This window comes from Pseudomonas monteilii NBRC 103158 = DSM 14164 (genome assembly GCF_000730605.1).
Lineage (GTDB): Bacteria > Pseudomonadota > Gammaproteobacteria > Pseudomonadales > Pseudomonadaceae > Aquipseudomonas > Aquipseudomonas monteilii.
In genome coordinates this window covers 1-17649 of record NZ_BBIS01000026.1, presented here as the reverse complement: position 1 = coordinate 17649, position 17649 = coordinate 1, and the positions used below count along the sequence as shown (strand labels likewise).

Here is a 17649-nt window from a genome sequence, read left to right as displayed (position 1 = left end):
AGAATGGCCCGATGCACACAGACGACCTCTCCCTCCTGCTGAATTCCCTCAACGATGCCCAACGCCAGGCCGTAGCGGCCACGCTTGGGCGTCAACTGGTGCTTGCCGGCGCCGGTTCCGGTAAAACCCGCGTGCTGGTGCACCGCATCGCCTGGCTGATCCAGGTGGAGCAGGCATCGCCGCACTCGATCCTGTCGGTGACGTTCACCAACAAGGCTGCAGCCGAAATGCGCCAGCGGATCGAGCAACTGCTGGGGATCAACCCGGCAGGCATGTGGGTCGGCACCTTCCACGGCCTGGCCCATCGCTTGCTGCGGGCCCACTGGCAGGAAGCGCGGCTGGTGCAGAACTTCCAGATTCTCGACAGCGACGACCAGCAGCGCCTGATCAAGCGGGTGATGCGCGAGCTGGGCCTGGACGAACAGAAATGGCCGGCACGCCAGGCACAGTGGTTCATCAACGGGCAGAAGGACGAAGGCCTGCGCCCGCAGCATATCCAGGCCGGTGGCGACCTGTTCCTGGCGACCATGCGTGACGTCTATACCGCCTACGAGCAGGCGTGTGAGCGTGCTGGGGTCATCGATTTCTCCGAACTGTTACTGCGTGCTCTGGACCTGTGGCGCGACCACCCGGGCCTGCTTGAGCACTACCAGCGGCGCTTCCAGCATGTGCTGGTAGACGAGTTCCAGGACACCAACGCCGTGCAGTACGCCTGGCTGCGCCTGCTGGCGCGCGGGGGTGCAAGCCTGATGGCGGTGGGTGATGACGACCAGTCGATCTACGGCTGGCGCGGTGCCAAGATCGAAAACATTCACCAGTACACCGCCGACTTCCCCGACGCCGAAATGATCCGCCTGGAGCAGAACTACCGCTCTACCGGCGGCATCCTCAAGGCCGCCAACGCCCTGATCGCCAACAACAGCGGGCGCCTGGGTAAGGAGCTGTGGACCGACATGGGCGAAGGCGAACCGCTGACCCTGTACGCGGCCTACAACGAGCACGACGAAGCGCGCTACGTGGTGGAAACCATCGAGAGCCTGGTCAAACAGGGCAATGCGCGCAACGAAATCGCCATCCTGTACCGCTCCAACGCCCAGTCGCGCGTGCTGGAAGAAGCCCTGCTGCGCGAGCGCATTCCCTACCGTATCTATGGCGGCCAGCGCTTCTTCGAACGCGCTGAAATCAAGAACGCCATGGCTTACCTGCGGCTGATCGAAGGACGCGGCAACGATGCTGCCCTGGAGCGGGTAATCAACGTACCGCCACGCGGCATTGGCGAAAAAACCGTCGAAGCCATCCGCGAGCATGCCCGCCACAGCCAGGCATCGATGTGGGACGCCATGTGCCAGCTGCTCGCCGCCAAGGCCCTCAAAGGCCGCGCCGCCAGTGCGCTGGGGGCTTTCATCGAGCTAATCGAGGGGTTGGCCGCCAAGGTCGTGGACATGCCGCTGCATACCATGACCCAGACCACCATCGAGCAATCCGGGCTGATCATCTATCACCAGGAAGAAAAAGGTGAAAAGGGCCAGGCACGGGTAGAAAACCTTGAGGAACTGGTCAGCGCGGCGCGCAACTTCGAATCCACCGACGAAGACGCCGACCTTTCGCCCTTATCGGCCTTCCTCGGCCATGCCTCGCTCGAAGCCGGCGATGCCCAGGCTGACGAGCACGAAGACAGCATCCAGCTGATGACCCTGCACAGCGCCAAGGGCCTGGAGTTCCCCTACGTGTTCCTGGTGGGCATGGAAGAAGGCCTGTTCCCGCACAAGATGAGCCTGGAAGAACCCGGCCGTCTCGAAGAGGAACGCCGCCTGGCCTATGTGGGAATTACCCGCGCCATGCGCCAGCTGGTCATGACCTACGCTGAAACACGTCGCCTGTATGGCAGCGAGACCTACAACAAGGTGTCGCGTTTCGTACGTGAAATTCCGGCGGGCCTGGTCCAGGAGGTGCGGCTGTCCAACAGCGTCAGCCGGCCGTTCGGTGGGGTCAAGACGGCCACCAACAGCAACTTGTTCGCCAATGCCAGCATTCCGCAGACCGCGTTCAACCTGGGCCAGCGTGTGCAACATGCGGTTTTCGGGGAAGGCGTGATCCTCAACTTCGAGGGATCCGGCGCGCAGGCGCGGGTACAGGTGAACTTTGCCGAAGGCAGTAAGTGGCTGATGCTGGGGTATGCCAAGCTCGAAGCCCTGTAGCAGCCTTGTAACATTCAGGCAAAAGCTCGAAACACTCTGTCGCTGGTCATGTGCACGGGAACCTGTGCAACATGACGCGCGTGCAATCCACAACAGGGGATATCCCACTTATGCAACGTTTTCTTAGCATCGCTCTGGCGCTCTGCGTCGGCCTGACGCTGAGCCTGGACGCCAACGCCAAGCGTTTCGGCGGCGGCAAGAGCTCGGGCTCCGCGCCTATCCACCAGACCCGTCAGGCTACGCCAACCACGCCTGCCGCCGCGCCGGCCGCCGCACCTGGTCGTGCGGCCCCGGCCGCCAGCGGTGCTTCGCGCTGGTTGGGCCCACTGGCAGGCCTGGCCGCCGGTGGTCTGCTGGCATCCATGTTCATGGGTGACGGTTTCGAAGGCTTCCAGATCATGGACTTCCTGATCGTGGCGCTTATCGCCTTCCTGGTGTTCCGTTTCATCGCCGCTCGCCGCCGCCAGCAGCAGCCGCAAATGGCCATGCCAGGCCATGCGCCAATGCAGCGTGAGGCTCACGCTCAGCCTGCCCAGCCTTCGATCTTCGGTGGTTCGGCCGCACCTGCTGCCGCTGCCGCCCCGGTGATCAATGCCCCGGCCTGGTTCAACGAACAAAGCTTCCTGGCTGCTGCCCGTAACCACTTCCAGTCGCTGCAGCAGCACTGGGATGCCAACGAGATGGACAAGATCGCCGAATTCGTCACCCCGCAAATGCTCGAGTTCCTCAAGCGTGAACGCGCTGAACTGGGTGATGGCTTCCAGTCCACCTACATCGATAACCTCGAAGTGCAGCTGGACGGTGTAGACGATCGCAGCGATCGCACCGATGCCACCCTGACCTTCCGTGGCGTGTCGAAGAACTCGCGCTTCGACCAGGGCGAAGTGTTCAGCGAAAGCTGGCACATGGTTCGCGCCCAGGGCGAAAACCAGCCTTGGCTGGTTGCCGGTATCCGTCAAAACGGCTAACCGCTGCATGCTGCACAAAAAACCCCAGGCGCTGTCCTGGGGTTTTTGCTTTTGCCAGAGTGGCCTACTAGGGTATAACGCGCAGCGTTGTCATCTAGGTCAGAGGAAGTGAACCGTGGAAGAAGTGATCGAACAACTCCGTGAAGCCAATGAGCCGGTACCGGTGCCCTTGGAGCTTCCAGACGAGGACCAGCTGGTAGAGATCGAAGAGCAGCTGTTCATCAACATTCCGTTCGTGTTCAAAGAGTTCCTGCTGACCGTCAGTGACGTGGTGTATGGCTCACTGGAGCCGGTGACCGTAACCGACCCACAGTCTCATACCTACCTGCCCGACGTCGCCGCCAATGCCTGGGACGCCGGCGTGCCGCGTGATCTGATTCCGCTGTGCCAGGACGGTGACAACTACTACTGCGTCGAAGAAGACGGCACCGTGGTGCTGTGGGATGCCGATGAGGAAATCGTCGGCGAAGACAGCTGGGAATCGGTGTGGCACTGGGCGCGGGATGTCTGGCTGGAGAGCTGATTCCAGCCGTTGCTTGAATACCACCTGCACAGGAAAAATAATGGCCTAGCGCCATCAATACAGCTAAAATCGCCAGGCTTTCTGCGCCTGGCGACATCGCTACCGCTCCATCCCCTCGGACGACGGTGAAATCTTGCGCAGGGAGCATTGCCCCCTCAGTGTGAATTCTCGCGGCTGTTCTCCAGTGTCTCCAGCAAGGCAATCTGCATGCGCGTGTGCACGCGGATGAACCAGCGCCACAGCAAGGCCACCACCACCGCAGCCACCACGGCAATCACCAGCAGCAACTCGCTGGTTGGCAGAATGCTTGCCGAAAGCGCCGACAGCAGCAGGAAAATCACCAACAGCGACAATAGCGGGATCACCTCGGCTATCACTCGCCGCACCCGCTGGGTATGCCGACCGGCCATTTCCGGCTTAACGCCCATCTCTGCCAGCAGCATCGACAGTGCCTTGAGCTTGCGATAGGCCGCGATCAGGAAGGGCAGCGACAGCAACAACGCCGCCCCCCAGATAAGCGCCTTCTGTTGGCTGGCATCGCTGACCCACTCACTGAGCCAGTTGCCAATACGCCCTGCAAAGTAACCACCGCTGAAGAAAATGGCGATCACCAGCGCCAGGTTCACCCCCACCTGCAACAGGATGCGCCGAATCATCGCCGCCAGCATGGCACCCTCGCCCTGCGGCTCAATGTTGCGTAACCACTCGCCATACAAGGAAAGTACCCGCGCCAGGCGGCCAGGCACCACATTGCCCAGCTTCTGCGACAAGGGGTCGGCCGCGCGAATCAGGTACGGTGTCAGCAGCGTGGTGATTGCCGATACCGCAACCGCTACCGGGTACAGGAAATCGCTGGTCACCTGCAGGGTCATGCCCAGCGCGGCGATGATGAACGAGAACTCGCCAATCTGCGAAAGCCCCATGCCCACCCGCAATGACGTGCGCCCGTCATTGCCGGCAATGAACGCCCCCATGCCACAGGACAGCATCTTGCCCAATACCACCGCCAAGGTAATGACCACGATCGGCCAGGCGTAGTCGATCAGCACCTGCGGGTCGATCATCAGGCCAATCGCTACGAAGAAGATGGCGCTGAACAGGTCGCGTACCGGCTCGATCAAGCGTTCGATCTTCAGCAACTGGCGCGATTCAGCCATGATTGCGCCAATCAGGAAGGCACCCAGCACCATGCTGTATTCCAGCTTTACCACCAGCAGGCAGAAGCCAAAGCACAGGCCCAGCACGGTAATCAGCAACATCTCGTTGCTTTCGAACTTGGCCACATAGGCCAGCAGCCGTGGCACCAGCAGGATGCCGATGACCAAGGCAACGATCATGAACAGCGACAGCTTGCCGACGGTGGAGAACACTTCACCGGAGCTGACCGTGCCACTGACAGCGATGCCCGACAGCAGGGCGATGATGCCGATACCGAGGATGTCTTCCACAATCAGCACACCGAAGATCAGCTGGGCGAAACGCTCGTTCTTCATCTTCAGGTCGTTGAGCGCCTTGACGATGATGGTGGTCGACGAAATGGCCAGGATAGCGCCAAGGAATAGCGAATCCATGGTGCTCCAGCCGAACCAGCGGCCGATTTCGAAGCCGATCCAGATCATCAGCACGATTTCCAGAAACGCCGCAATAAACGCCGTCGCGCCCACCTTGAACAGCTTGCGCAGGCTGAACTCAAGGCCCAGGCAGAACATCAGGAAGATCACCCCCAGCTCGGCGAGGGTCTTGATGGTGTCTTCATCATGGATCAGGCCGAACGGCGGGGTGTGGGGGCCAATGATGAAGCCGGCGACGATGTAGCCCAGCACCACCGGCTGCTTGAGACGATGAAAAAGAATGGTGACCACGCCAGCGACCAGCATGATGACTGCCAGGTCCTGGATGAAGCTGATGGCATGCATGGCGTGATACTCCTTTTCTCGTCGTTTTCTGGATGCCTGGGCAGACCGCTCCTCTGCCAAGGCAAACCTGAGCGAGCAGCAAGTACATACTGTATTGAATGCAGGAACGCCCATATTGCATGGGCGTACTCAGGTTAACATCGCACCCCGCCGCAAAAAGCCGGTGCAATATGCAGAAACAGATCGGCTGGAAAAGCGCCGCTGATGGCATGATCAGCGTGACGGCGGGGCGTCAGCCAACGTCCCGTATCAGCAAGGCAAATTCAAAAGAGGGGAACAGAAGTGTCAGCAGATAACGCCCCGCATTCGCCCGATTCAGCGCAACCTCACCGTGAGCACACTATGGAACCTGGAAACGCCCAGCTGAGCATGACCGTCCTGATGACCCCGGACATGGCCAACTTTTCTGGCAACGTACATGGCGGCACCCTGCTCAAGTACCTCGACGAAGTGGCCTATGCGTGCGCCAGCCGCTATGCCGGCAGCTATGTGGTGACGCTGTCGGTCGACCAGGTAATCTTCCGTGAACCCGTACACGTGGGTGAACTGGTGACCTTCCTGGCATCGGTCAACTACACCGGTAACACGTCGATGGAAGTTGGCATCAAAGTGGTGACCGAGAACATCCGTGAGCGCTCGGTACGCCATTCCAACAGTTGCTTCTTCACCATGGTCGCGGTCGACGACAACCGTCGCCCGGTGGCGGTGCCGCCGCGCCAGCCGCAAAGCAGTGAAGAAAAGCGCCGCTTCCTGCAGGGCCAGCAGCGCCGGCAGATCCGCCAGGAGCTGGAAAAGCGCTACCAGGACCTGAAGACCGACGCCATTTAAAGCGCCAGCAATTGCGCCTCGAAGCGCACACGCGGGTGGGCAATGCGGTCCTGGGCCCGCACCAGCTGCAGTTCGTAGCTGGCGCAGGCCTGGGTTTCCAGCAGCACTTCATGCACCGCCGCCGCGGTGAACTCGAATGCCTGTACCCAGCTGTCGCCGAGCAGCACGCGGGCCAGGAACAAGCCCGAGGTCAGGTCGCCCACCCCCACCGGCTGACGTGGAAACGCCAGCAGCGGGCGGCGCAGGAGCCAGCTGTGCTCGGCAGTCACCAGCAGCATCTCGAACTGGTCCTCGGCACGCCCGGGATAAGCCAAGTGCTTGACCACCACCACCTGCGGCCCCCGCTGCAGCAGGCTGCGCGCCATATTCACGCAGTCTTCCAGCGACTGCGCACGGCGCCCACAGAAGCTGTCCAGCTCCAGCTGGTTCGGGCACAGGATATCCGCGCGGGCGGCCGCCTCCTCAAGCAGGAACTCGCTGACTTCCGGCGGCACGATGCAGCCCTTCTCCGGGTGCCCCATGACCGGGTCGCACACGTACAACGCTTTCGGATTTACTGCCTTGATCCGCTCGACGCCGGCCAGTATCGCACGCCCTTGTTCGGCACTGCCCAAGTAGCCGGAAAGCACCGCATCGCAGTGACCCAGTTCGCCGATGTTGGAAATGCCTTCCACCAGCGCAGGAATTTGCGCCGGAGCAAGCACTTCGCCGGCCCACTGGCCATACTGAGTGTGATTGGAGAACTGCACGGTATTGAGCGGCCAGACATTGACCCCGATACGCTGCATGGGAAATACCGCGGCACTGTTGCCGGCGTGGCCGAACACCACATGGGACTGAATGGCGAGCAGGTGCGGGGTACGTTTCATGCGGGAGGTTTCCAAAGCTGTTTCAAGGATTGTGCGCAGCGCAGTATGAACTCGATTGCCACCTGTACGACAGGCCAGGGACGCAGTTAAGCTGGATCTACCTGTTTGGAGCATATGCAAATGTTGACCCTGGAGAACCTCTTCGTCCTGATGCTGGTAGCCACGGCAGGCGCCTGGTTGTGGCACAACCATGGGTTGCGCGAAAAAGCCCTGGAACGGGTGAAACAGCATTGCGCCAAGCTTGACCTCGAATTGCTCGACGACGCCGTCGCGCTCAAGCGTATCGCCTTTGTGCGCGATGCCAACGGCCGCAAGCGCCTGGCGCGCATCTACGCCTTCGAGTTCACCGTTACCGGCGAGCAGCGCCATCCCGGCACGGTGACCCAGTTCGGCGCCCACAGTGTGCAGATCGAACTCGCACCCTATCCGTTCGAAATCAAGACACCACCGCGCACCGACAACGTCATCGAAATGCAGCAGTGGCGCCAGGAGCACAACCGCTGGCGCAATTGATCAACTGACGCGGCACTCGCTCAACCCGGCTTGCAGTGCGGGTTGCGATTGCGGCTGGTCGAAAATCAGCTCAATACGGGAGTCCCTACGCCAGTCGCTAGGCTGCCAGGCGGGCATGTCTCCCCTCAGCCCATTGAATGATTGCCAGCCATCCACGCTGTGGATAACCCCCTTGGCGCGACGCCAGGGCCATGCGCGCAAGAACGCCTGCACCCGCTGTGGATAAAACTGTTGGCCCGGGTGCCAGCGCCAGCCAATACTCCAACCTCCCTCCCCCTGCTGGGCAAGACAGATAGGCTGACCTGGGTCTGTCCACAATATTCCTGGGCTACCCTCAAGATTGTCGACAATCCGGTCTTCCTCAAATGGGCTGTCGACAATCTGCTCAGGGCTGCCGGGAAGGCTTGAGAATGGCACCTGCCCCTGCACGGCCCAGATGATTTTCTTGTCTTTAAACTTATTAGTTATCAACAGCTTACATACTTCATCCACAGCTTCTGATTTGTTGAAAACCACGCTTCCAGACACATCGAAAGCCTGCTGTTGAGCCTCTGGAAGCGGCTCGTCACGCGCCATGGACTGCGCATCCACCACCATCAGGAAGGGCTTGATTGTCAGCACTCCGGCCCAAGGAGCCTGTTGCAGCTGAGCAAGCAACTGCAATGGGTGACCCAGCCCGGAAGGTTCGATAAACAGCCGATCAGGCCGGGATTTGCGCAGTAACCGACCCAAGCCCACCTGGAACGGCATGCCATTGACACAGCACAGGCAGCCGCCAGCGACTTCCCCGATGGCAATGCCATCTTCGTCACGGCTGAGCAAGGCGGCATCCAGCCCTACCAGGCCAAACTCATTGATTAATACAGCCCAACGCTCATGGGGTGGGCGCTGAGCCAGCAGATGACGGATTAGGGTGGTTTTGCCGGCCCCCAGCGGGCCGGCTATCACGTGGGTGGGTATGTTCTGCAGCATGGCATGGCTTCAAGCGGTGGCGATGCCTCACTATGCGCTGTCAGGCAAGCCAGTCAAGGCTGAGCAACAGACGCCCCTGCTGGCCCGAAGGCGAACGATGCACCAGCCCTGCGCCTTCGTTACCTTGCCACTTCTCCCCTTTAAGTATGGCCACTTCGCCAGCGTGCAGATGCTGAATGTTATCCACAGGAACTTGAGCTGTGTGTAACTCCCCACGCGGGCTTTCCTGCTCTCGCAACCACTCGCTGCCTGGGCCTACGTAAGTGGTGAGTAACCGCAACGGAACGTTATCCACATGGAAACGCGGGCACATGGGGCCAGCCAGTACCCGCAGACGCAAGCCAACCCGTCGAGCGCCAACCAGGCAGGTGTAAGCCGCCACCAGCCAGGTCACATCAGCAACGAACGCCTCATAGCCGTGTAAATCTGCCGCTTCACGCATCAGATCGGGCAATACCGGTGTTTGCTGCTCATCCACATCGATTACCCGTTGATCAGCCAAGGGCTGACCAAGACTTATCAACAGGTGCGCAAAGTCTTCCAGCTGCGCCGGCAACCGTCGGCGCCAAACGGCCAGGTTCACACCATCCTGCAGTACTTCAGTCAGCACTTGCGGGGTTTCGCCGAACACCTGAAAGATATCCACAGGCCGGTGTGCCAAGTTCATGCTGCCACCTCTTCGTGCCATGGGCCGAACGGGTCGGGCAAACGCAACCAGCCCATGTGGCCCAAATCCATTTCCTGGTCCGTCAACAGGCAGGCATCAAGGGCTGTGGTTAATTTTTCGAAGTCGATGTTCTGCCCGATGAACACCAACTCTTGGCGGCAATCACCGGTCTCAGCCGTCCAGTGTTTCAAGATCGCGCCAGTGTTATCCACATCCTGCGGCCATTGCTCGCGAGGCACGAAACGCCACCAGCGACCAGCCAGGCCGTGGCGCATCATTCCGCCCGCCTGCGACCAGCTACCGGCTTCCTGGTACTTGCTGGCCAGCCAGAAAAAACCTTTGGAACGCAAAAGCCGCCCATTGCTCCATTGCGTGTGGATAAAGTCGAAAAAGCGCTGTGGATGAAGCGGACGTCGGGCCTGCCAGGTCATGGCCGCGATTCCATACTCTTCGGTTTCCGGCACATGCTCACCACGCAGCTCCTGCAGCCAGCCCGGCGCTTGGGCTGCCTGGTCAAAGTCGAACAGGCCAGTGTCGAGGATACGCGCCAGCGGTATCTGGCCCATGACCATGGGCACGATCTGCGCCCGTGCATTGAGGCTGCGCAAGATGGCGATGAGTTCTTCACGCTCATGCTGGCTGATCAAGTCGATCTTGCTCAGCAACAGCACATCGGCGAACTCGACCTGTTCGATCAGCAGGTCACTGATCGACCGCTCGTCTTCTTCACCCAACGTTTCGCCACGGCTGGCCAGGCTGTCTGCTGCCTGGTAATCGCGCAAGAAGTTCAAGCCATCGACCACCGTAACCATGGTGTCCAGGCGCGCCATATCGGACAGGCTACGGCCCTGTTCGTCACGGAAGGTGAATGTCTCTGCCACCGGCAGTGGCTCCGAGATGCCAGTAGACTCGATCAGCAAATAATCGAAACGCCCTTCTTCGGCCAGCCGCGCCACCTCCTCAAGCAAGTCTTCACGCAATGTGCAGCAGATGCAGCCGTTGCTCATTTCGACCAGTTTCTCCTCAGCGCGGTTGAGGCTCACATTGCGCTGCACCTCGCTGGCATCAATGTTGATTTCACTCATGTCGTTGACGATAACCGCGACCCGCAGGTTCTCGCGGTTACGCAATACATGGTTGAGCAAAGTGCTCTTGCCGGCGCCAAGAAAGCCGGACAGCACGGTGACGGGGAGACGATTGGGCATGGCGAACCTCTTCAGGCGGGCGCATTCGAAACGATGCATTGCACAATGTTATAAAGTAACAATACAATTTCGCCAAGCCGTTCTCGACGGACGAGTGCTTACCGGGGATAAAACATGTATCTGCCACGCGCCATGGCGTTGCTGCTGCTCGCTGTGCCCAACGTGCTGTTGGCCATGCCACACGCCAGTACGCTGGCGCTTTGTACGCGAAGCGCCACACTGCTCGCCTGCCAGGACAGCAAAGGTAGTTACTACAGCGTGCGCACCGACGGCAGTACGTTCTACCTGCGCGGCTACGACCACGCCACCCGGCGACTATGGGCACAAACCAACAGCCGCTACGGCACGTTGACCTTTTTCACCGGCCTGGCCAGCGATGGTGAGGCCTGGGTGGGCTACAGCCGCCGTGTTGGCTGGACCACTTTGAACCGCGTATCCAGCTCCAGCGGGCAGCGCTTCAACCTGCATTGCAGCTTGATTGGCGGTTGCCGTTGATGCCTCTTTTTATCTGGAAAGCCAAATGACCCAGCTCAAGCTCCCCGATATCGCCGCACAAACCCAGAAGTACACCTTGCCGTTGAGCTGGGTTGGCATGTGCGGAATTGCCCTGCCTGTGCAATTCGAAGGGCGTACCGCAGCTGCCAAAGTCGATGCAGGGGTAAGCCTGGTGGATGGCAGTTCACGCGGCATCCATATGTCGCGGCTTTACCTTGCACTGGAGTCCTTGGAACACCAGCCACTCACACCGCTGGCAATGAGGCAGCTCCTGGCAGATTTTCTGTCCAGCCATGACGGCCTGTCTTCCGCTGCCTACTTGCGAATCAGCTTCGAGCATCTGCTGAAAAGACCTGCGTTGGTCAGCCCCTTGGCAGGCTGGAAAAGCTATGCCGTAACCGTCGATGCGCGAATCGAAAATGAAATGTTCCACGTGGAACTATCGGTTTCCGTGCCTTACTCCTCGACCTGCCCTTGCTCGGCAGCACTTGCAAGGCAGCTGATTCAACAACAGTTTCAGGCGAGCTTCAGCGAGCAGCAGGTTGATAAATCTGCCGTTCTGCAATGGCTTGGCAGTGCCGAAGGAGTTGTGGCTACACCTCATAGCCAGCGAAGCAATGCTCAGATTCAGGTGCGCCTGCACAGCAGTCAGCAGGTGCTGCCAATTACCGAACTGATCGATCGTATAGAGTCGAGCTTGGGTACAGCGGTGCAGACAGCAGTGAAGCGCGCAGATGAACAAGCCTTCGCCTTGGCCAACGGGCAAAACTTGATGTTCTGTGAGGATGCCGCCCGACGCCTGCACAAGGCACTACGGCAAGTTGAATGGAGTACCGCTTTCAAGCTGCGTGTGGAACATGCAGAAAGCCTGCATGCCCACGACGCGGTTGCCACCAGCCAGTGGCAATGGAATATCAGCTGCGCGGTTTAACCGCGCCGCAGTCATTGCCTAACCACACCGCACGGGTGTTCATGCTGCCTTGCTGCTGCACCCCTGAAGCGTTGAACGTACCACTGACCTGGGTGGTGAATTCACGATCACTGAGGAAAGTAGCCTGGCCACTGCCCTGAGCCTTCGGGCAGCTGAACTGGAACTTCCACACATTACCGGTTCGGTCGGTGATCTTCTGAGTGCAGCCGGATTTCGGGTCTTGCAGCGGGATGTCATTGGTTGCCACCTGCTCTGGCGTCAGGCACGAACGCACGCCATTTCCTCCAACGGTCACCCCCTGTTTGGCCAGCACCCCTTCCATCATGGCACGCTGCTCGGGCGGCAGGTTTTTCAGCTGGCCGAGCATGAACGCCATGTCAGGTAACGGCTTGCCATCGACCTGCATGTTGCTGGTGGTCAGCTCCCACAAACCGGGCTGCAGCATCTGTGCATGCACCAGCGGGCTGCTCATACCTAGGGCCAACGCCAACAGTGGCAGACGAATCTTCATGGATGAACGCTCCTGAGAAAAGCCGGCCAAGCGGGCCGGGCTGAGCCTTAGACGCCAAATCCACCTGCGGGTTGCAAGGCGGGCCGGGAACGTGTTCTGTTACCCCAAGTGTACTCGGCAAGCAGGATGCATATGGATTACCACAGCCCCTACTTTTTTGGTTACCTACTCGGCCTTATCCACCTGTTGGGTATCGTCGCCGCGCTCCACGCACTGTTCACTGTACGCACCGCTCAAGGCGCAATTGCCTGGGCCATGCCCCTGTTCTTCATCCCTTACCTCACCTTGATCCCCTACCTGATCTTCGGCGCCCGCTCGTTCTATGCCTACATCAAGGCCCGGCGCCAGGCCAACCAGGAAATGCACGTGGCCATGGCCAACCTCAACTGGCGGCCTTGGGTGGAAGAAGCCCTCACCGCCCGCGAGTCGGAAAGCTACGCAGCCTTGCGCGCCATGCCCAAGCTGGGGCGTATGCCTTGCCTTGCGAACAACCAGGTGAAGCTACTGGTCAATGGCAAAGCCACATTCGATGCCATCTTCGCTGCTATCGAAAAGGCACGCGATGTGGTGTTGGTGCAGTTCTTCATCATTCATGACGACACCCTCGGCAAGGCACTGCAGCAATTGCTGTTGCGCAAAGCTGCCGAGGGGGTGCAGGTGTTCGTACTGTATGACCGCGTCGGCAGCCATGCCTTGCCGGCCAGCTACAGCCAGCAACTGCGCGACGGTGGAGTGCAGATCCATGCCTTCGCCACCCGCCGCGGCTGGTTCAACCGCTTCCAGGTGAACTTCCGTAACCATCGCAAGATTGTGGTGGTGGATGGTCTGCTCGGTTTTATCGGCGGCCACAACGTGGGGGACGAATACCTCGGAGAGCATCCTCAGCTGTCGCCCTGGCGCGACACCCATGTGCAGATCAGCGGGCCGGTGCTGGCCTGCCTGCAGGAGTCGTTCGCCGAGGATTGGTATTGGGCCACGCGCCAGCTACCGCCGCTGATCCTGCCGGATGCCTACCCGGATAACGGCGTGCTGTGCCAGGCGTTGGCCAGCGGCCCCGCCGACCCGCAGGAAACCTGCTCGTTGTTCTTCCTCGAGGCGATCCATTCCGCTACCCGGCGGGTATGGATCACCAGCCCTTACTTCATCCCGGACGAAGCGGTCTTTGCTGCACTGCGCCTGGCGGTACTACGGGGTGTCGATGTACGGGTACTGATCCCGTCACGGCCAGACCACCGCATCGTCTATGCCGCCTCCAGCCTGTTCGCCTTCGAAGCCGTGCGCGCGGGTGTGCGCATGTTCCGCTACCAGCCGGGCTTCCTGCATCAGAAGGTGGTGCTGGTAGATGATGAGGTAAGCGCAATCGGCAGTGCCAACCTGGACAACCGTTCGTTCCGGCTGAACTTCGAGATCACCCTGCTAACGGTCGACCGCAACTTCGCCGACCTGGTTGAACACATGCTGATCAATGACTTTGAACAGGCGCGGGAGATTACTGCGGAGGACAGCAGCGATACACATCGGCTACAGCAATTGGGGATGCGGATTGCGCGGCTGATTTCACCCATTCTGTGAGAAAGGCCGCCTCCCTTGCAGAGGCGGCAATGGGGTTCAGCGATACATGTCCTCACGCGTCCATGGCAAATCGTGGTGGCCATCCGCATAAGGCTTCACTGCCAAAATCTGGTGCAGGTTGATCCAGCCTTTCTCAAACGCATAGGCACAGCCTGCAAGGTAGAGGCGCCAGATACGCAGGGTTTTTTCTGGCACCAGCGCCGCGGCTTTGTGCAACTGGTTCTCCAGGTTTTCGCTCCAGTGGTGCAAGGTCTTGGCGTAGTGCAGACGCAGGCTTTCCACGTCTACCACCTCCAGCCCCGCTTCACAGATACTGGCGCTAATCATCGACAAATGAGGGAGCTCACCGTGGGGGAATACATAACGGTCGATGAACTCACCTGCACCCCGCCCTACCGGACGGCCATCGACGTGTTTGGCGGTGATACCGTGGTTCATCACCAGCCCGCCTTCCCTGACAGCACCGAACAGTTTCTGGCAATACAGCGCCAGGTTGGCATGCCCGACATGCTCGAACATGCCCACGCTGACCACTTTGTCGAAGCGACCATCTTGGGGCAAATCGCGATAATCGAGAATCTGCAGCTCCACTTTGTCGGCCAAGCCCTCGGCTTTGACACGCTGCCGGCCGAGCTTGAGCTGCTCCTTGCTCAGGGTAATACCGAACACCTTGGCGTCATATTCGCGTGCTGCAAAACGCGCAAGCCCACCCCAACCACACCCAACGTCTAGCAGGTAGTCACCAGCATTCAGCCGCAGCTTGCGGCACAGGTGATCGAATTTATCCTGCTGCGCCTGGTCGAGCGTGTTGTCCGGTTCACGGAAGTAGGCACAGGAATAGGCCATATCCTGATCCAGCCACAACTGGTAGAAGGCGTTGGATACGTCATAGTGGTAAGAGATGGCTTCGGCGTCAGTGCGCTTGTCATGAGACCGGCGTTCCGGCCGCTGTTCATCTTCGTCCGTGAACAGCGCTTCGCTCAGCTCATCGCACACACGAATGGCTTCACCGATATCGCCTTCCAGTTCCAGCTTGCCTTCAACGAATGCTGTGCCCAGCTGTTCCATGCTTGGGTGGGTCAACTGGCCAATAAGCTGAGGCTCCTTGACCAGGATCGTGACCTGCGGGCTCGGCCCCAGATCGAACTGGTTTCCGTCCCACAGTTTCAGCCGCAGCGGCAGATGCAAGCTCTGCAGTGCCGGTGGAAGTTGAGCAAGCATGAACGACCCTCCTGTCCGTATATGGCCACGACGCCTGATATTTCGAACGTCGCCGGATCAGAGTAGTTCATTCGTGGGAGGTTTCCTCTATACGAGACCATGGCCTAGAACCAACTGATCTTATCCACACATAGGATTGTATACAATTTTAACGTCTCAGCTTAACCTTGTGCCCCTCTCGCACTTCTTCATCCTGGAGTTGAACCCATGAAATCCTATGACGTGGTGATCATCGGCGGTGGCCCTGGTGGCTACAACGCCGCCATCCGCGCCGGCCAGCTGGGCCTGACCGTTGCCTGTGTGGAAGGCCGCTCGACCTTGGGCGGCACCTGCCTGAACGTGGGCTGCATGCCGTCCAAGGCGTTGCTGCACGCTTCCGAACTGTACGAGGCTGCCAGTGGCGACGAGTTCGCCCACCTAGGTATCGAAGTGAAACCCACCCTCAACCTCGCACAGATGATGAAACAGAAGGACGAGAGCGTAACCGGGCTGACCAAAGGCATTGAGTATCTGTTCCGCAAAAACAAAGTGGACTGGATCAAGGGCTGGGGCCGCCTGGATGGCGTTGGCAAGGTTGTGGTCAAGGCCGAAGACGGCAGCGAAACTGCGCTGCAGGCCAAGGACATTGTCATTGCCACCGGCTCCGAACCCACCCCGCTGCCGGGCGTGACCATCGACAACCAGCGCATCATCGACTCGACCGGTGCGCTGTCGCTGCCGCAAGTGCCGAAGCACCTGGTCGTCATCGGTGCCGGTGTGATCGGCCTTGAACTGGGTTCGGTCTGGCGCCGCCTGGGAAGCCAGGTCACGGTCATTGAATACCTCGACCGTATTTGCCCGGGCACCGACACGGAAACCGCCAAGACCCTGCAGAAGGCACTGGCCAAGCAAGGCATGGTGTTCAAGTTGGGTAGCAAAGTGACCCAGGCCACCGCCAGTGCCGACGGCGTGAGCCTGGTGCTGGAACCTGCCGCCGGTGGCACGGCAGAATCACTGCAGGCCGACTATGTGCTGGTGGCTATCGGCCGCCGCCCTTATACCAAAGGGCTGAACCTGGAAAGCGTAGGCCTGGAAACCGACAAGCGCGGCATGCTCGCCAACGAACACCACCGCACATCCGTGCCGGGTGTCTGGGTGATTGGCGACGTCACCTCCGGCCCGATGCTGGCACATAAAGCCGAAGACGAAGCGGTGGCCTGTATTGAGCGCATCGCCGGCAAGCCACACGAGGTCAACTACAACCTCATCCCGGGCGTGATCTACACCCGCCCGGAGCTGGCCACCGTGGGCAAGACCGAAGAGCAGCTCAAGGCTGAAGGCCGTGCCTACAAGGTCGGCAAGTTCCCCTTCACCGCCAACAGCCGCGCCAAGATCAACCACGAAACCGAAGGCTTCGCCAAGGTTATCGCCGATGCCGAAACCGATGAGGTGCTGGGTGTGCACCTGGTAGGCCCAAGTGTCAGCGAAATGATCGGCGAATTCTGCGTGGCCATGGAGTTCTCGGCCTCGGCGGAAGATATCGCCCTCACCTGCCACCCGCACCCGACCCGCTCCGAGGCATTGCGCCAGGCGGCGATGAATGTGGACGGTATGGCAATGCAGATCTGACAGGAACAAAAAGCCCTCCGTGTGGAGGGCTCTTGTGAAATTAGAGAATTAAAACTGTCGCAGTCAGAAACCACGCGGCTTTCACACAGCCGGCGGCTCGGCCAGAGCCCCAGGCAAGATAAGGCCAGCCTGCAGAAGATCCGTAGGCGATCCAAAACCCCCACCTACCATCAGATGGGGCAGCAGGTTAGTCGGCATGGCATCGAAATCCCCCGAAAAACGCTGCCGTTGGGTAATCCAGTGCAGTGAGCATTTTCAGCCGTTGTTGAACTTGATGCGTGACCGGTTGGTGAAAAGTCCGGTGACCCACTGCGACGAAACGCGAGGGCAGGTTTTGAAAGAGCCAGACCGCGATCCGACCAGCCAGTCCTGGATGTGGGTACAGGCCAGTGGGCCGCCCGATCGACAGGTTGTGCTGTTTGACTACACCACCAGCCGTGCGCAGGAGGTGCCGTTGCACCTGCTGGAGCCAACATGATCAGCATTCGAGACAAGAAGGTTTTCGAAACCGTGTTCGACCTTAAATAAACTCTATTGATTTACAAAAAACTCAATAAAATCAATACATCAAACGCATGACCACACAACCGCACTCCACACGACTTGGGGGTTCTAGTCCCCCAAAATTCCCCCAAGATCCAGGCATCCCCTT

The 17649-nt window shown here is 59.7% G+C and carries 16 protein-coding genes and 1 pseudogene; 10 read left to right on the top strand and 7 right to left on the bottom strand.

The window, feature by feature from the left end:
• Window positions 1-11 precede the first annotated feature (11 nt).
• The 3 genes from uvrD to PM2_RS15035 all read left to right on the top strand — a co-directional run bounded on the left by uvrD (window position 12) and on the right by PM2_RS15035 (window position 3689).
• Entirely contained in the window at window positions 12-2198 is a 2187-nt protein-coding gene (gene uvrD / locus PM2_RS15045) for a DNA helicase II (protein WP_016712749.1), read from the top strand.
• A gap of 110 nt (window positions 2199-2308) precedes the next feature.
• The gene (locus PM2_RS15040) at window positions 2309-3166 is read left to right on the top strand and encodes a Tim44 domain-containing protein (RefSeq protein WP_016712750.1); all 858 of its coding nucleotides are present in this window, start codon (window positions 2309-2311) and stop codon (window positions 3164-3166) included.
• 115 nt (window positions 3167-3281) lie between these two features.
• Complete coding sequence (locus PM2_RS15035; RefSeq protein ID WP_016712751.1) at window positions 3282-3689, top strand: SMI1/KNR4 family protein; 408 nt, start codon at window positions 3282-3284, stop codon at window positions 3687-3689.
• Between the two features lie 155 nt (window positions 3690-3844).
• Here PM2_RS15035 and PM2_RS15030 read toward each other — a convergent pair whose 3' ends face one another.
• Window positions 3845-5605 (bottom strand): cation:proton antiporter, encoded by a 1761-nt coding sequence (locus tag PM2_RS15030; RefSeq protein WP_028699263.1) that lies wholly within the window; start codon window positions 5603-5605, stop codon window positions 3845-3847.
• A 342-nt stretch (window positions 5606-5947) separates the two neighbouring features.
• Between PM2_RS15030 and PM2_RS15025 the strand changes: the two genes are divergently transcribed.
• Window positions 5948-6433 (top strand): acyl-CoA thioesterase, encoded by a 486-nt coding sequence (locus PM2_RS15025; RefSeq protein ID WP_016712753.1) that lies wholly within the window; start codon window positions 5948-5950, stop codon window positions 6431-6433.
• On the opposite strand, the gene pdxY is transcribed toward PM2_RS15025, so the two are convergent.
• Window positions 6430-7302 (bottom strand): pyridoxal kinase PdxY, encoded by an 873-nt coding sequence (gene pdxY, locus PM2_RS15020; protein WP_016712754.1) that lies wholly within the window; start codon window positions 7300-7302, stop codon window positions 6430-6432. The genes PM2_RS15025 and pdxY overlap by 4 nt on opposite strands.
• 120 nt (window positions 7303-7422) lie before the next feature.
• On the opposite strand from pdxY, the gene PM2_RS15015 reads away from it, so the two are divergent.
• Window positions 7423-7815 carry a DUF3301 domain-containing protein gene (locus PM2_RS15015; protein ID WP_016712755.1) on the top strand — a complete coding sequence of 131 codons (393 nt, stop codon included), beginning with the start codon at window positions 7423-7425 and terminating at the stop codon, window positions 7813-7815.
• Here the strand turns inward: PM2_RS15015 and PM2_RS15010 are convergent, their stop codons facing one another.
• From PM2_RS15010 to zigA, 3 genes are read right to left on the bottom strand one after another with little or no spacing between them, the layout of a single operon-like run.
• Window positions 7816-8787, bottom strand: a complete 972-nt coding sequence (locus PM2_RS15010; RefSeq protein WP_028699264.1) for a CobW family GTP-binding protein — start codon at window positions 8785-8787, stop codon at window positions 7816-7818. It abuts the gene before it with no gap.
• A 40-nt stretch (window positions 8788-8827) separates the two neighbouring features.
• A complete protein-coding gene (locus PM2_RS15005; RefSeq protein WP_028699265.1) occupies window positions 8828-9454 on the bottom strand; it encodes a DUF1826 domain-containing protein in 627 nt (208 codons plus the stop codon).
• Window positions 9451-10659 carry a zinc metallochaperone GTPase ZigA gene (zigA, locus tag PM2_RS15000; protein WP_028699266.1) on the bottom strand — a complete coding sequence of 403 codons (1209 nt, stop codon included), beginning with the start codon at window positions 10657-10659 and terminating at the stop codon, window positions 9451-9453. Before zigA ends, PM2_RS15005 begins: the two co-directional genes overlap by 4 nt.
• Window positions 10660-10773: 114 nt before the next feature.
• Between zigA and PM2_RS14995 the strand changes: the two genes are divergently transcribed.
• A complete protein-coding gene (locus tag PM2_RS14995; RefSeq protein ID WP_016712759.1) occupies window positions 10774-11154 on the top strand; it encodes a hypothetical protein in 381 nt (126 codons plus the stop codon).
• A 25-nt stretch (window positions 11155-11179) separates the two neighbouring features.
• On the top strand, window positions 11180-12085 hold the full coding sequence (gene folE2, locus PM2_RS14990; protein WP_016712760.1) for a GTP cyclohydrolase FolE2: 906 nt from the start codon (window positions 11180-11182) through the stop codon (window positions 12083-12085).
• Here folE2 and PM2_RS14985 read toward each other — a convergent pair.
• Window positions 12069-12596, bottom strand: coding sequence for a DUF3617 domain-containing protein (locus PM2_RS14985; RefSeq protein WP_016712761.1), 528 nt, complete (start codon window positions 12594-12596; stop codon window positions 12069-12071). The genes folE2 and PM2_RS14985 overlap by 17 nt on opposite strands.
• Before the next feature lie 132 nt (window positions 12597-12728).
• Between PM2_RS14985 and cls the strand changes: the two genes are divergently transcribed.
• Entirely contained in the window at window positions 12729-14168 is a 1440-nt protein-coding gene (cls, locus tag PM2_RS14980) for a cardiolipin synthase (RefSeq protein WP_028699267.1), read from the top strand.
• Window positions 14169-14204: 36 nt separating this feature from the next.
• Here cls and cfaB read toward each other — a convergent pair whose 3' ends face one another.
• Complete coding sequence (gene cfaB / locus PM2_RS14975) at window positions 14205-15389, bottom strand: C17 cyclopropane fatty acid synthase CfaB (RefSeq protein WP_016712763.1); 1185 nt, start codon at window positions 15387-15389, stop codon at window positions 14205-14207.
• Window positions 15390-15596: 207 nt separating this feature from the next.
• On the opposite strand from cfaB, the gene lpdA reads away from it, so the two are divergent.
• The gene (gene lpdA / locus PM2_RS14970) at window positions 15597-16997 is read left to right on the top strand and encodes a dihydrolipoyl dehydrogenase (RefSeq protein ID WP_016712764.1); all 1401 of its coding nucleotides are present in this window, start codon (window positions 15597-15599) and stop codon (window positions 16995-16997) included.
• A 186-nt stretch (window positions 16998-17183) separates the two neighbouring features.
• Window positions 17184-17466 (top strand): annotated as a pseudogene (locus PM2_RS14965) (IS66 family transposase); the annotation flags it as partial.
• Window positions 17467-17649 lie beyond the last annotated feature (183 nt).

Bases quoted from the DNA above. Each gene is read 5' to 3' on its own strand.
- uvrD (WP_016712749.1), top strand. From the start codon at position 12: ATGCACACAGACGACCTCTCCCTCCTGCTGAATTCCCTCAACGATGCC.
- PM2_RS15040 (WP_016712750.1), top strand. From the start codon at position 2,309: ATGCAACGTTTTCTTAGCATCGCTCTGGCGCTCTGCGTCGGCCTGACG.
- PM2_RS15030 (WP_028699263.1), bottom strand. From the start codon at position 5,605: ATGCATGCCATCAGCTTCATCCAGGACCTGGCAGTCATCATGCTGGTC.
- PM2_RS15025 (WP_016712753.1), top strand. From the start codon at position 5,948: ATGGAACCTGGAAACGCCCAGCTGAGCATGACCGTCCTGATGACCCCG.
- pdxY (WP_016712754.1), bottom strand. From the start codon at position 7,302: ATGAAACGTACCCCGCACCTGCTCGCCATTCAGTCCCATGTGGTGTTC.
- PM2_RS15015 (WP_016712755.1), top strand. From the start codon at position 7,423: ATGTTGACCCTGGAGAACCTCTTCGTCCTGATGCTGGTAGCCACGGCA.
- PM2_RS15010 (WP_028699264.1), bottom strand. From the start codon at position 8,787: ATGCTGCAGAACATACCCACCCACGTGATAGCCGGCCCGCTGGGGGCC.
- PM2_RS15005 (WP_028699265.1), bottom strand. From the start codon at position 9,454: ATGAACTTGGCACACCGGCCTGTGGATATCTTTCAGGTGTTCGGCGAA.
- zigA (WP_028699266.1), bottom strand. From the start codon at position 10,659: ATGCCCAATCGTCTCCCCGTCACCGTGCTGTCCGGCTTTCTTGGCGCC.
- PM2_RS14995 (WP_016712759.1), top strand. From the start codon at position 10,774: ATGTATCTGCCACGCGCCATGGCGTTGCTGCTGCTCGCTGTGCCCAAC.
- folE2 (WP_016712760.1), top strand. From the start codon at position 11,180: ATGACCCAGCTCAAGCTCCCCGATATCGCCGCACAAACCCAGAAGTAC.
- PM2_RS14985 (WP_016712761.1), bottom strand. From the start codon at position 12,596: ATGAAGATTCGTCTGCCACTGTTGGCGTTGGCCCTAGGTATGAGCAGC.
- cls (WP_028699267.1), top strand. From the start codon at position 12,729: ATGGATTACCACAGCCCCTACTTTTTTGGTTACCTACTCGGCCTTATC.
- cfaB (WP_016712763.1), bottom strand. From the start codon at position 15,389: ATGCTTGCTCAACTTCCACCGGCACTGCAGAGCTTGCATCTGCCGCTG.
- lpdA (WP_016712764.1), top strand. From the start codon at position 15,597: ATGAAATCCTATGACGTGGTGATCATCGGCGGTGGCCCTGGTGGCTAC.